Source organism: Aquimarina pacifica (assembly GCF_000520955.1).
Lineage (GTDB): Bacteria > Bacteroidota > Bacteroidia > Flavobacteriales > Flavobacteriaceae > Aquimarina > Aquimarina pacifica.
The window spans coordinates 1-14,231 of sequence record NZ_JACC01000002.1 but is presented as its reverse complement, the minus strand read 5'-3'; the positions used below and the strand labels follow the sequence as shown (position 1 = coordinate 14,231).

The 14,231-nt window shown below is 32.8% G+C and carries 9 protein-coding genes and 1 pseudogene; 5 read left to right on the top strand and 5 right to left on the bottom strand.

The window, feature by feature from the left end:
• Positions 1-354 precede the first annotated feature (354 nt).
• The 3 genes from DZ60_RS23910 to DZ60_RS0101180 all read left to right on the top strand — a co-directional run bounded on the left by DZ60_RS23910 (position 355) and on the right by DZ60_RS0101180 (position 5,127).
• Positions 355-2,544: a T9SS type A sorting domain-containing protein gene (locus DZ60_RS23910; protein ID WP_025739769.1), complete on the top strand. Its 2,190-nt coding sequence runs from the start codon at positions 355-357 to the stop codon at positions 2,542-2,544.
• Between the two features lie 402 nt (positions 2,545-2,946).
• Positions 2,947-4,053, top strand: coding sequence for a type 1 glutamine amidotransferase domain-containing protein (locus DZ60_RS0101185; RefSeq protein ID WP_025739767.1), 1,107 nt, complete (start codon positions 2,947-2,949; stop codon positions 4,051-4,053).
• A gap of 21 nt (positions 4,054-4,074) precedes the next feature.
• A complete protein-coding gene (locus DZ60_RS0101180) occupies positions 4,075-5,127 on the top strand; it encodes a helix-turn-helix domain-containing protein (protein ID WP_025739765.1) in 1,053 nt (350 codons plus the stop codon).
• Positions 5,128-5,130: 3 nt separating this feature from the next.
• On the opposite strand, the gene DZ60_RS0101175 is transcribed toward DZ60_RS0101180, so the two are convergent.
• The gene (locus tag DZ60_RS0101175) at positions 5,131-6,483 is read right to left on the bottom strand and encodes an SEL1-like repeat protein (RefSeq protein ID WP_025739764.1); all 1,353 of its coding nucleotides are present in this window, start codon (positions 6,481-6,483) and stop codon (positions 5,131-5,133) included.
• Between the two features lie 127 nt (positions 6,484-6,610).
• On the opposite strand from DZ60_RS0101175, the pseudogene DZ60_RS25825 reads away from it, so the two are divergent.
• A pseudogene (locus DZ60_RS25825) lies at positions 6,611-6,673 on the top strand (IS200/IS605 family transposase); the annotation flags it as partial.
• Positions 6,674-6,824: 151 nt separating this feature from the next.
• Positions 6,825-8,327, top strand: a complete 1,503-nt coding sequence (locus DZ60_RS0101170; protein WP_025739762.1) for a hypothetical protein — start codon at positions 6,825-6,827, stop codon at positions 8,325-8,327.
• A gap of 102 nt (positions 8,328-8,429) precedes the next feature.
• Here DZ60_RS0101170 and DZ60_RS0101165 read toward each other — a convergent pair whose 3' ends face one another.
• The 4 genes from DZ60_RS0101165 to DZ60_RS0101150 form a co-directional block, all read right to left on the bottom strand.
• Complete coding sequence (locus tag DZ60_RS0101165; RefSeq protein WP_025739761.1) at positions 8,430-9,080, bottom strand: porin family protein; 651 nt, start codon at positions 9,078-9,080, stop codon at positions 8,430-8,432.
• 235 nt (positions 9,081-9,315) lie between these two features.
• A complete protein-coding gene (locus DZ60_RS25040; RefSeq protein ID WP_025739759.1) occupies positions 9,316-11,862 on the bottom strand; it encodes a PKD domain-containing protein in 2,547 nt (848 codons plus the stop codon).
• A 334-nt stretch (positions 11,863-12,196) separates the two neighbouring features.
• Positions 12,197-12,751 carry a toxin-antitoxin system YwqK family antitoxin gene (locus DZ60_RS0101155; RefSeq protein ID WP_025739758.1) on the bottom strand — a complete coding sequence of 185 codons (555 nt, stop codon included), beginning with the start codon at positions 12,749-12,751 and terminating at the stop codon, positions 12,197-12,199.
• Between the two features lie 545 nt (positions 12,752-13,296).
• Positions 13,297-14,231, bottom strand: a 935-nt coding sequence (locus DZ60_RS0101150) for a carbohydrate-binding protein (protein WP_025739756.1), incomplete at its 5' end; no start/stop codon positions are given.

Here is a 14,231-nt window from a genome sequence, read left to right as displayed (position 1 = left end):
CGTATTTAAAAAATCAAATTAGCTTATACCTCTATATTATTAATTCAATCGTTCGTACTTCTTTTTTGAAGGAATGATATATTTCTCTGGTACCCGTCTTTTCCAAAACTTCAATTTAAGGCAAAGAAAAGAAGCATTATTATTAAAACTCTCCCACCCATACTTTAGTGTAAATATCGCATTAAAAGAAATACATAATTAACATATTCTTAATTATTGTGTTATATTTATATCTATAATTATGTATTTCGTATTTTTTCTTATTGTTCCGAAGAGAGTAAGATATATTGTACGGGTATATTAGTTTAATACACATTATAGTTAATCTTAAAACTTAACAAAACACAAACTCAAATGAAAACTCAACGAACATTCACAAAAAAAAGTATTTTACTTTTACTTTTTACATTAATAACTACTATTGCTACATATGCACAGCAGGTTATTAATACAACATTACAATTTGACGGAAGAACACGGGAATATCGTCTTTATGTACCACAAAGTTATAATCCTAATAACCCAGTTCCACTTATTCTGAATTACCATGGTTTTACAAACACTATTGATATACAATATAACCAAAGTAATTTTCAGCAATTGGCAGAAGACAATCAATTTATATTTGCTACCCCCCAAGGTTTGGGAAGTTCTGCCGGTTGGGCTATAAATAATAGTTTTGGTGGCTCCGAAGATGACCTTGGATTCTCTAATGCTCTTATTGACAAAATTCAGGAAGATTATAATATTAATGAAAAGCGTATCTATGCTACAGGTTTCTCTAATGGAGGCTATTTTAGTTATAGATTAGCATGCGAGTTAAGTTCTAGAATTGCGGCTATTGCCTCTGTTGCAGGAAGTATGACTGCAAGTTGGATAGATAATGGTCAATGCCAGCCAGTACATCCAACTCCTATATTACAAATTACAGGAACCAGTGATGGTGTGATTCCAATTTCAGGTGGTTTTTTGGGTAAGTCCATTCAGGATGTTATGGAGTATTGGTCTGATTACAATAACGGTGATAGTTCACCTGATGTCATAAGTCTGGGTAGTGGCTCTACTCGTTCTATATGGGATAATGGAGACAATGGCGTTACCGTAGAGTTTATATCAGTAGGAGGTAAGGGACATAGTTGGATAGGAGGAAATGTAAGTACCTCTCAAGAAATTTGGGATTTCTTTTCCCGTTTTGATATAGACGGAGAAATAGATCCATCCTCGCCACCTGTAGATGATGTTTGCTTAGGAAATGTGTCTTCTTTTCCCTATAATCAAAGTTTTGAAGGAAATATAGGTGATTGGGAACAAGCTACTGATGATGACTTAAACTGGACCGTTGATTCTAATGGAACACCGTCTACAGGCACTGGTCCATCTGATGCTGTCGATGGTAGTTCTTACATTTATTTAGAAGTCTCTGGAAACGGACAAGGATTCCCTTCTAAAAGAGGAATCTTAAATTCTCCTTGTATTAACCTAAGCGGATTAACAACACCAAGGCTTCAATTTAGTTATCATATGATTGGTAGCGCAGTAGGAAACCTAACTGTAGAAGCTAGAATTAACAATACCGGAAGCTGGACGTCTATTTTTAGTCAAACCGGTGAGCAAGGTACCGGATGGAACCAAGCAGATATAGCACTTTCTGAGTATGCAGGACAATCCAGCGTACAATTAAGAATTAATGCTGTTTCGGGTAGTAGTTGGCAAGGTGATATTGCTATTGATGCTTTGAGTATTTCTAATGGTACTGATAATCCTGGGGGTGATTGTGATCAGGTTGATTTTGGTACCACTCAAATAACATCGTTTTCGAATCAAGATAATGATGGTACTTTCGAAATTAGTGGAGGAGGGACAGGCCTAATCTTAAGAAATAATACTTGGAAACAAATTCCTTTTGACTATACCATTACAGAAAATACCATATTAGAATTTGAGTTTACAAGTACTTCTCAAGGTGAAATTCATGGTGTTGGTTTCGAAAGTGATAATACGTTAACGTCTACGTTGTATTTTGAAGTACATGGTACTCAGGATTATGGTGTTACTAACTTTGATAATTATTCAGGAAGCGGAACGACAACGTATACAATTCCGGTAGGGAATTTTTATACAGGGACTGCTAATAGGCTTGTATTTATTAATGATAATGATGCGGGTAGCGGTAATAACTCTTTGTTCGCTAATGTAAAAGTATATGAAGGATCTTGTAACGGATCTTTATCAGCAAAAGAAATTATTGCGCAATTAGATACAAAGGAACCTATTTTCGGTACCGAAGATGAAGGTATAGGTGCTATCAAAATGACTCCGAATCCAACAAATGATCGATTTATTCTTACCGTAAATTCAGAAAGTACTCAAAAGATATCGGTTAGTATATACACTACATTAGGGCAGAAAAAGCATGAAACTGTGTTAAATTCTGGAGTAAATACTATTTCTACTAAAGGCTTAGGGTTAAGTTCTGGAATTTATGTAGTAAAAATTCAATCTGAAGGAAGTAAAGATGTAGTGAAAAAATTAATTGTTAAATAAGAATTTAGGACTATTTGACTACGCTTTAAAAAAAGGTGCTTCAATTTTATGATTTGAAGCACCTTTTGTTTTCAACTACTTAAATAACGACTCCTCACAATTATTTAGACCCTTTTAATAAAATAGAAAATCTACTACTTTATTACACAACAAATATGACTACTTCATTATATTTCTGCCTTCCCGTTTTACTTTAGTCATCGTTCTATGATACTGAAACTAATAAGAAAAATCAATGGAGAGCTTTAAGGCCTTTATAAAGGGAAGAATCACAAAAATCGTGTTCAACCACACTATGAATAAGGCTTACGGAATGTTTTTTCTTCTGACGGAATTATAATTTAAACAGTTATTGAGCATTTCTTTATGCACTTTAGCAGTATAAATTATAAATGAAATAGTATGTTTAAAAAATATCGTTTTATAAAGTGGACGCTCGTCTTTGTAACAAGTCTTATTATTGTTCTCATTTCTTTTGGACTTTGGTTCAAAGGTTTGCTACCACATAGATCTCCAACATTAGAAACTACAGTAGTAGTAGACTTGCCCTATTTGTCAGAAAACATAATACCGGTCAGAGGAAAGGTTTTAGCTGTAGTAACTAGTACCGATAGAATAGGAAATACAGATAAAAGTACAGGGTATGAGCTTACAGAGTTATCACGTGCTTATTATGTATTTCAGGCTAATGGTTTTGAGGTTGATATTGCAAGCCCACTAGGAGGAAAACCTCCTGTAGTAATTGATGATGAGGATATGGGACCTTTTGATTATGCTTTTTTAAATGATGAAATTGCTCAACTCAAAACAAGTAATACAATTCCTATGGATGATGTCATTGCAGAAGAGTATCAAGCCGTGTTTTTTGTGGGTGGAAAAGGAGCTATGTTTGATTTTCCGGATAATAAAAAAATGCAGTCTATGATACGAGATTATTATGAGTCTGATAAAGTGATTGGAGCCGTTTGTCATGGACCAGCAGCTTTGGTTAATGTAATATTAAACAATGGTCATCGACTTTTAGAAAATAAAAAAGTAAGTGGTTTTACCAATAAAGAAGAACTACTTCTTACATCAGATGCTGAATCAATTTTCCCTTTTCTACTGCAGGATAGGATTATTGAGCAAGGAGGAAATTTTAATGAAGGAGAAATGTACTTAGAAAAAGTAAGTCAAGATCAAAATTTGATAACAGGACAAAATCCATGGTCTACTTGGGCAGTTGCAGAAAATATGATTGAACGGCTGGGGCATATGCCAAAATTTAGAAAAATTACAAATGAAGAAAATGCAGTGAAAGTAATCGCAACATACCATGCCGAAAGCAAGAAAAAAGCCAAAGAAGTCATTAAAACGATGCTTCTAAAAGAAAACGTACCCATGAGTAGAGAATTAATTGCTAAGCATGCTATCGTAGCTGCTATGAAAGGTGAAGTAGGAGGGTTTTATGATATGATTGGCCTCGTTTCTTTTGCCAAAAAATGTGAAGAGAATAAAGAAAAAATATAACTAAATTTGAAAAAAAACTAATTGAATTTTTCAGATATATTTCTCATTATTGTTAGCAGTGCAGGTTTTCTACACGGTATTCTATTTGCAATCTATTTGTGTTTTTTTAAAAAGAAAAAAGCAGTAGCAAATATTCTATTAAGCTTGATTTTAATATTTATGGCTCTTAGAGTAGGAAAATCTGTATTGTTAAATTTTGGTAATGACCTAGAACCTATATTTATTTTTGCAGGTTTAGCTTTTATATTGCTCATTGGTCCCTTATTGAGATGGTACGTTTTGGCCATGACGCGTCCTGATTTCAAAGTCGAGAACATTTATTTATTAGAACTATTTCCTTTTCTAGTACTTTTTATAATAAGTTTTTTTGTGACAAAAAATTGGTTTGACAACAATAATAAAGAGGCTGTCATTGTATTCGGAAGCATTATTATTTTTATATACCTACATTTTGCTTTCTATATTTTTATCTCAAGTAAATTAATACAGAAAGTAAAAAATGAGTTTCGAGACTCTTTACAAACAAAATCTCAAAAGGCAATATTAAGATGGTTATATATTCTAATTATTGGGTTTCTGGTCATTTGGATCTCCTATTTTTTAAATATAATCGAAGATACAGTACCCTATATTGTAGGACCTATTATGTATTCGGTTGTGATTTACTTTTTAAGCTATCAAGCCTTTCAGTTAAAGACAACTGATATTGATGGAGAAGCGTTTAAAGCAAATGATAGCGTCTTATTTGAAGAAATATCTAATATACTAATCACAGATAAATTATATCTAGAATCAGATGTTTCACTTTCTAAATTAAGCGCATTAGTAGGTAAAAACACACAAAAGACTTCTGAAGTAATTAATCAATACGCAAAACAAAATTTTAATGATTTTGTGAATTATTATAGAGTTCAGGAAGCAAAACAACGTTTGTTAGATGAAAAAAATAAGGATTTTACTATTTCATCTATAGCCTATGATACCGGGTTTAGTAGTCTATCATCATTTAATGCTGCATTCAAAAAGTTCGTAGGAACAACACCTTCGTCTTATAAAAAAAAGAATATAATATAACTTTTAAAGCTTATCCTTCGAAAATGAAATCCCTTCTATTGTATAATTTCCTTTTTCTGAAGAAGTGGAAAACAATAATTTCATATAAATACTTGATTCGACTAATTTATAAGAGACTGAGTGGATAACGGTTCCTTCGACCATATTTATATCAAGACTTATAATTTTTCTTTCTTTCAAACTTACGTTGTTATACCCAGAAAGAGCAGAGATAAAATCATCTTCAGTATAGTAAGATTTTATTTCTGATGAGGATAGGGAATAGATTTGTTTATAATTTCCTACCGATATCAGGCTGTCTATTTCATTTATTGTTGGATCAAAAATAGCATCTGCCACAATTGAATTAATTTTTACGTCAAAACCTCTTAGGATCACTGGATCAGAATTACCCTTCAGTTCTAGTTTTAATTCGCAGTTAATTTTTTGAAAATCAAGACCAAGACGTAAGAAAACCTTAGATGATTTAGTGATTTTTCCATCTTTTATAGAAGTAGATTCAGATTTAGAACTACCTAAATATATAGGGTAAAGGAGATCTCCATAATAGACGGTCATGCTTTCCAAAAATCTTGAAAAAGCTTCTGCCGAAACATATTTTTCTTTAAATTTTGTATCGCCTAATGCGAACAACTGTTTATATTTCTTGTTTTGAATCAAGGTCATTATAAGATCAGCCTTTTCTTCATTTTTCTTAAAAGTAGTATTACCTAACTTATCCGACTCTTTACTTGCTTTTTTTCCAAATAGGGACATTGCATGGTTAACCTTTTTTTCATTAAAGGTATTTTTAGTGTAAAATCCTCTTAAAAATTGCTCCTTTTTCTCAGTTGCAAGACTTTTTAGTAAAACACTATTTTCCTTGGCCAAATTCAGTACTTTTTCTATATACAGAGGAGAGATCATACCATTATCGTCCTTAAGCTCATTTCTTAAACCACTTTCCATGGCTGCGATACCCTTAATTACGTCTGCATTATTTCTACGAAAAGCAAAATAGTGGCAGAGTCCCTTATCAATTTTTGCAGGAGGGTAGATGTTATCTGAACTTTTCGTAATGTATTCAAAACCCATTTTTTGATTTTGGGGTAAAAGCCCGTCTTTTCCCGAAAGTAATTGAACACCATATAAGTGTTGGGCTTTAGGATGATCTATATCTGCCAGATCTTTTAATAACAACATTCCGCTGTCCCTTTTATAATGAGAACCTGAGGAATCCAAATACATCTGCGCTAATTCAAAACGAGATTCTAAATCCCCGTTTTCTGATTTTTTCTTTAAATCTTCTATAGACTGCTGTGCACAGGAAGATAATGAAACAAAAGAAGCTATAATTAGTAATTTTTTAATTTTCATAATACTGGTTGGTTAGTATGTTTAAAAAACAAAAAAAAGATATTCAAAATTTTGGTTTATTATTTATTTGCTTATAAAAAACTATCGTCTTTGGCGGTGGTCATGTTTTAAAGACTTTGTCATTAAGATGAGTAAATATAGAAAATTAACGCATGTCTATTACAAATGTGATTGTCATGTATTCACTCCTTCGTCTTATAAAAAAAAAGAATAGCACATAAAATAAAGGGATTTATGAATAGTTGATTATGAAGCGAAATGTGTACAGTTTTCTTTAAAAAAGTATAAAAGTGATATTCTTTTTTTATTTAGTACTTTTGGTGCCCTTATAAATTGCCCCTATGAAAAATATACAAGTACTTGGATTTCTATTACTTTTATTTGCCAATTGTACTTCTTCAGATGATAACCAAGTATCAAACGATGATGTACTTATTGACGAACCATCTATTAGAGTTGAAGTTTTAGATGATTTTACAATTTTGAATTTCGGAGATCTTGTAACAGGAGTTAGTAAAGAATTAGAAATACGTATCCATAATGATGGTAATGCGGTATTATCAATATCAAGAATAGAATTACCTAACGGGTATAAAAGTAACTGGGAGTCGGGAAGTATTCAAAAAGAAGCATCTCAAGATGTAACTATTACTTTTTCGCCAGATACAGAGACAGAATATTTAGGCGATTTGATTCTCTACAATAACGATAGTAACACAAACCAATTACATGTTGAAATTATTGGTAAAGGGGTAAGTGCTACCTATGATGAAGATCTTCTCTTAACCACCCAGGAAGAACTTAATGATTTTATTGCGCGTGGGTATACAGCTATTAATGGGGATTTATGCTTAGGCTGGTGTAATCCAACAGGCACCTATTATGATTTGACAAATCTTTTACCTTTACAACAAATAAAGAAAATTAAAAACCTTAACATAAATAACACGCTTATAACTTCTTTAGAAGGTATAGAAGATATAGAATTAGAAGAAACAAATGTTACCATGTGGAATAACATTGAATTAGAAAATTTAGATTTTTTCCCAACTAAAAAGTCTATTATCCATGTTATTAATTTGCGTGGAAATGAAAAATTAGAAAATATTGATGGATTATCTCATATTACTTCGATAAATATCTGTTTAATTTCTAACCAAGAAAATCTTGAAAATATTAATGGTCTTAGTAATATAGATTACTTGTATCAGTTAGAAATGGCAGGCTGCCCTAAAATAGATAACCTTGATGCTCTGTCTAATGTAGCAACTGTAGAAGGTGATATTAGGATTAGAAATAACAATATATTGTATAACTACTGTGGATTAAAACCTTTATTTACTTCAGGAAGCTTTACAGGAATATTGTATACTGAGTATAATAGGTATAATCCTAGTAGAAGTGAGGTTAGTGATGGGGATTGTGACCGTGAAATACCAGAGAATACATATCACGGCGATATGAGAATCGATTCGGCCGTAGAGCTTGCAACTTTTACAGCATATAATTTTGAAAAGATTGAAGGAGACTTAACTATATTTGGAGATGTAGAAGGAGATGAAGATGAAGAATTAAAAATTTCAGATTTATCTACTCTTTCGAATTTAACAGAAGTAACGGGAGAATTTTGGATTTCATATACCGATATTCCTAACCTTAAAGGGTTAGAAAACTTAGCCCATGTTGGAACGACTTTACAAATAAGAAATAATAGAGCATTAACGAATTATTGTGATATTTTGCCTTTAATACAGTCCTTGGATTTCACAGCAGGGTTTCAGGTAGAAGACAACTTTTTTAATCCTTCTGTAGAGGAGCTAACAAATGGTACATGTTCAGAATAAAGGTTTGGTATACTAAATAATAGACTATTGGTATGATGATGAACACTATATCTTGATTTATTTTTGGTCAATAAGTACAAGCATGCTAGCCATACATCAAATTCATAATTTTTTGAGGTGCTTATTTCCTCCAAGCATAAACCCAATAGATATGCCCAAATAACTATTGTTAACAGTACCTATTTCCTCACCATTTGGTATTATAATATCAGCCTGAGTGATAAAATTGTATTCTAATCCAAATCTTGTAGTACCCAATTCAAGTCCCCCTCTAAATAGTAATCCCAGTTGATTATTAACACTACCTTCTAATAGGTCTGTGGTGCCATTTCGGTTAGAAACATCCATATCGTTAAAAATATAATACCCTATACCCAATCCTATGTAAGGGCGATAATCATTTTCATTTAAGTAATAATCAAAAGTTGGTACAAATGAAATGATTCCATTATCATCTAAATCATCAATAAAAAACGGGGAACTCTCATTAATTTCAAATTTTTGAGGATTTAGTGCAATTCCTATTCTTAATCCAATAACCGTGTTTTTTGAACTTTTAATTTGGGGTTCAATGTTCAATAATATACCTATGTTTTCAGAATCTGTTTCTAAGAGAACCCCAGGTTCTATTCTTAACTTTACTTGTGCTTGTAGGTTAAATAAACTAAGAGAAACAGCAATTGGTAACCACTTTTTCTTTAGAGCAGTATTTTTAGTGTGAAAAGTAATAAGTTCAAAAACCGTTATAATCATTTACTTTTTGAGTTATAAATTTAGAACGTAGGTTTTTCTATATAATTGTTCGCAGCATAGCTCTTGATAGGCAGTGTGGCTTGGTTATAGTAAAATGTGTAATACTTCAGAATACGACATTATATAAACCAAAACAACCTTCTAAAATTTAGAAGGTTGTTTTTTGTTTAGACAAGGAGAGTAGGATAGACTGCTCTCCTTTATTTATTAGTTTGAATTATATTCTATCAGGATTTTATTTCACTATTAAATTTAAAGTGCGCGTGTATCCTGAAAGATCTGAAATTTTTACTAGGTATAATCCCGTTGGAACTTCAGAAATATCAAAAGTCATATTCGTAGTACTATCTAGGATTGACATAGATTTTATTTGTCTTCCGTTAAGGTCAATAATACTAATTACATAATTCTTAAGGTCCTTTTTGTTTTGTATCGAAACACTTGTTGTTGCTGGATTCGGATACATAGTAAAAGGAAGCTCTTCAAAAGTTTTTGCTTCATCTTCACAATTAGGAGCTGTTGTAGAATTACTAAAATAGATCGTATACGTATCACTTACTAATACAAAGTTTCCTTCGTCTAGCGCGGCGTAGTAATCTCCATCTAAACCTGTAATACCTGTTCCTACAAGAGAAATCTGTGGGTTTGCTTGATTGAAATTATGTGTGGCATTAGAGAAGTTCATATACCATGGTCCTGTATTTAAATCAAATGAAAATTGGTAAAGACCATTATTTTCTAAGTCCCAGTTTACAGTAAATTTAGTTACACTATCTAAGTTCGGACCACCAGTTCCTAATACATAAACATTTGTATAAGGAGTATGTCCTGTAGTTGGCAATGCTGAAGCTAGCGGCGTACCATAAGTACAATCACCACTTGGCGGGTTATCATCATCTGTAACTGTAATAGTAACTGATGCTGTATCTGTTCCTCCTTTTCCATCACTCACAGTTACTGTTGCTATGTAATCTCCTGTAGTGTATGTATGGGTAGATGTTACTCCTGTTCCAGAAGTTCCGTCGCCGTAGTTAATACTATACGTAAGCGTATCATTATCAGCATCTGTAGATCCTGAAGCGTCAAAGGTTACTTCTAATGGAGTAGTTCCTTCAATCGGAGTAGCACTTAAATCGGCTATCGGATCGGTATTTGTTGGTGGATTATCATCATCTATAACTGTAATAGTAACGGATGCAGTATCTGTTCCACTTTCTCCATCATCAACTGTAACAGTTGCAATATATACTCCTTCTGTTGTATATGTGTGCGTTGAAGTTACTCCTGTTCCAGAAGTTCCATCTCCGTAATTAATACTATATGTAAGGGCATCATTATCAGCATCTGTAGATCCTGAAGCGTCAAAAGTTACCTCTAATGGAGTAGTTCCTTCGATAGGAGTGGCACTTAAATTGGCTACCGGAGCAGTATTTGTTGATCCTGTATCACCACACTCAGGAGCTGTTTCTGATGTACTAAAATATATTGTAAATCCACCAGTTTGAGAAACCATTACAAAATTACCATCATCAATAGTAACAAAGTAAGAGCCGTCTAATCCTTCAAAACCAGTATTAGTAAATGTAACTTCTGGATTAGAAGAAGTAAAACTATGTACTAAATTAGGTCGTAAATCATTCCAGTAAGCAGGAATACCATTAAAAGTGTGGAAAGAGAATTGATATAAGCCATCAGGATTACTCAAATTCCAGTTTATATCAAACTTGAATAGATTACTTAAATCAGGTCCATCTTCGCCTAATACATAAATATTTTGATAAGATCCTACTATAGATTGCAGAGGATTTGCAGTTGGTGTATCAAAAGGACAAACTACGTCTTCACAGTTTTGATCCACAACCAAATTAATTGTTTCTACTACACCTGTACTGAACTGTCCATCGCTAACAGTCAATGTAACTGTGGCACTATCTAAACCAGAATAACTATGAGAAACAGTAACTCCTTCTGCAGTCGTACCATCTCCAAAATCCCAAGTATATGTCAATTCATCTCCGTTAGGATCATATGAGGCAGATGCATCAAATTCAACGTCTGGACCACCACATCGACCATTATCACTTGTAAAAGATCCAACAGGAGGGCTAGGTTCTGAGGTTTCTCCGAAATCAATGTCACTAGTTGAGTAAAAAGCTTCGGGAGTAAGCGATCGTTGCCAAATACTATAAAGAACGTGTTTACCAGTTCTTTCGGGCAATACTAAATCTATTATATCTGTCGCCGAAGCATCTCTAGGATCTGTTTCTACTAGAAGTTCTAGGCTATCCCAAGTCAATGGTTGGTCTGGTGTCCAATCTGCTTTTGTAATATATACTCTGTAGTATAATGTTTGATGAGGCGCCGAATTCGTCCACGTTACTGTAAACGGTCCAGGAGTAACAGGTGTGGATACCCAATCATCTCTTACTTGATCAAGTCCGCCATATTTGTCTGGGCGACCAGCACTAGCAAGGTTACCATCTGAAATGATGCCCATGTGATTACCTCCTGCATCCATTCTTGCAACTTCATTCCAGTCATAAAATGCTTGTGTTCCCCAACCAATAATAGCTGCTTCACAGGCAGGAGAATCTGGACTTTCAGGATTTTCTTGATAGCAAATCCAAACACGGCTCGGGGGACTTGTTACAGTACCATGCGCTAAAAGCGCTTGTAGAGGTGTTAATAATAAAGCTGTGCAAAGAAGTAATTGCACAATCAATCTTCTCAAATGGGGGTTTAACCCACTTAAGGCATTGTTCCTTAGTGTATTTGTGTTCATGTTGGTAAATAAATTTAATTTTAGGTTTTATTGTATTGTGTAAAATATTATAACTTTCAAAATAATATTTATTGTGTTGATATTAATACATTTAACAATATTTTAAGGTAGTTAACATATTCTTTAGATATGTTTGATTCTAGTACATTTTAGACATAATAAAGAAGTGCTTTTTTAGAAGAGAAAGTATAGCACCAAAACAATACAAATTTGCTTAAGCAAATAGTTTTTGAATAGCAAATAAGTTGATTATACGTTGAGAATTTTTCAAAAAATGGGAGGTTTTTTCGATTTTTTGAGATTCAAATACCTTTGACTTTTTAGGTGTTTTATTTTATTCAAAATCGGTAAATGATTTGCAGCTTTTAGAGTCTACTAATCCATAGCTTTTACCATGTATTACCTCATAGTTAGCTTTGATATTACCCGAAAAACCCCATAACTTTTGCATGCCTTCCTGTTCACCGTTGGCATTATAATTAAATTCTTTTAATAGTTGCCCATTACTATACCATTCATGTTGAACACCTATATGCTTTCCTGCATTATCGTAATGATATTCAGACTTTAATTGATCTTTGTTCCACCAGGCTTGGTGAGTTCCAGACTTTTCTCCTTGGGTATAAAATTTTAATTCAGCTAGATCGCCATTGTAAAAAAACTTTTGTTCTTTACCATGCTTCTTTCCGTTTTTATACATTGCTTTGTAAATAGTAAGTGTATCATTTTTAGAAAAGAGTATTCCTGAATATGGTTTCTCTTGATAAAGCATTATTCCATTCACCAAAGCTAGACTACTATCATTAACATTCAAAGTGATTACCTTAGATTGACATGCATAGAGCAAAAGGAATAAGAAAAAATACTTTACTTTCGAAATAGGAAACATACACTAACTGTTTTAGAAGATACCCAAAGAAATCATTTACAAATAAACGTAAAAAGATATTTGCTCAAAAAAATTAACAATCAAAAAACTGTTAACTTATTATTTCACATCAAATCTCATAACAACGAGATGAAAAAGAGTATTGTTGTAACAAAATTTAAAAAGTAACTTGGATACAATGAGGTTTCGTATACATTAGATGCATTATTGTTTTTGAAATCAATACATTTAATAGTGTAATTGTCAAATTATAAATTTTATCCTCAAAATCCAAAATGTTGTCTACTTAACAGGATACAGATAGCTTTTACAAAAAAGGGTAAGGTATTTTCTCCTGGCAATTGCAGAGACTCTCTTAGAAACTTTTTCTTAAAGTTTAATGTCTGTGATGGTAAAGTGAAAAAATCAGTTTTCGAATATTCTTTAGTGCTATTTTTTCTTCTTGAGTCCAGATCATCAAAAGAGATCAATTCAATGCGTACTCCATGCAATATGAAGTAGCATTGAATCTAATCACTTACACCTTGGTGCTTTTTGTTATTAACTTATTGTTTAATTATTTCTTTGGTTTGAATTTGTTTTTCATCTGTAACTTTAAGAATATAAATACCAGTAGAAAGATTACTTAGATCAATAGTTTGGGTTTCTGATTGAATATTTCGTGATAACACATTTTGTCCTGCATAATTAATAATATCAAGTTTTGCAGTCTTCGAGCTATTAGTATTTATCGTAAGAATATCTGTTACTGGGTTTGGAAAGGCAGCGAAAATACCATCAAAATCAAGATTTGTTTTAGCAAGCTCGTTTGAAAATTCGATGGTGTTTATATTAAATAAATATTGGTTACCTCCGGTATATACTAAATACACATCATGAGTACCATGAACTGCATTGATTGTAGTAGTTACCGAAGTCCATGAGGTCCACGAATTTGTACTTGGCACAGTTATCGTACCAATCAACTCACCAGAAACTCCATCTAGTCTTACTTCGATATTTCCTCCGGAATTTTTACTAGATACCCGAGCTGTAATTGAAGTAGCACAGCTAAGGTCGATATTACTAAACATAGACCAATCTCCATTATTTATAAAGCCAATATGTTCGTTGCCTGATGAATCGGTGGTAGACTCGATTACTATTCCCGACATGCTATCAAAATCTTCTGCTTCTATGGTCGTAAATTCTGCACATTCTAAAGAGGATCCATATACCTCAACTTCTGCAAGGTTTAATGTATTAGTGAGATTTGATTCAATTCTTACTACTTGCCCCAAAGTACCATTAACATCTATGGTTACAAATGGAGTAGGAGTATCGGTTATCGTTTCTGAATACGTTATAGTGCCATTACTATCAATTACATATATTGTAAAATTGGCCAATCTATTTGTACAGCAGTTATTTGTTCTATTAAAGACTTTTATTTCATCAATACTTTGGTCACTTCCAAGGTCAACTTGCCACCAAGCATTTG

What these genes read in the sequence shown, in the direction of transcription:
- DZ60_RS0101185 (WP_025739767.1), top strand. Translation starts at nt 2,947, where the DNA reads ATGTTTAAAAAATATCGTTTTATAAAGTGGACGCTCGTCTTTGTAACA.
- DZ60_RS0101155 (WP_025739758.1), bottom strand. Translation starts at nt 12,751, where the DNA reads ATGTTTCCTATTTCGAAAGTAAAGTATTTTTTCTTATTCCTTTTGCTC.
- DZ60_RS0101165 (WP_025739761.1), bottom strand. Translation starts at nt 9,080, where the DNA reads ATGATTATAACGGTTTTTGAACTTATTACTTTTCACACTAAAAATACT.
- DZ60_RS0101175 (WP_025739764.1), bottom strand. Translation starts at nt 6,483, where the DNA reads ATGAAAATTAAAAAATTACTAATTATAGCTTCTTTTGTTTCATTATCT.
- DZ60_RS0101170 (WP_025739762.1), top strand. Translation starts at nt 6,825, where the DNA reads ATGAAAAATATACAAGTACTTGGATTTCTATTACTTTTATTTGCCAAT.
- DZ60_RS23910 (WP_025739769.1), top strand. Translation starts at nt 355, where the DNA reads ATGAAAACTCAACGAACATTCACAAAAAAAAGTATTTTACTTTTACTT.
- DZ60_RS25040 (WP_025739759.1), bottom strand. Translation starts at nt 11,862, where the DNA reads ATGAACACAAATACACTAAGGAACAATGCCTTAAGTGGGTTAAACCCC.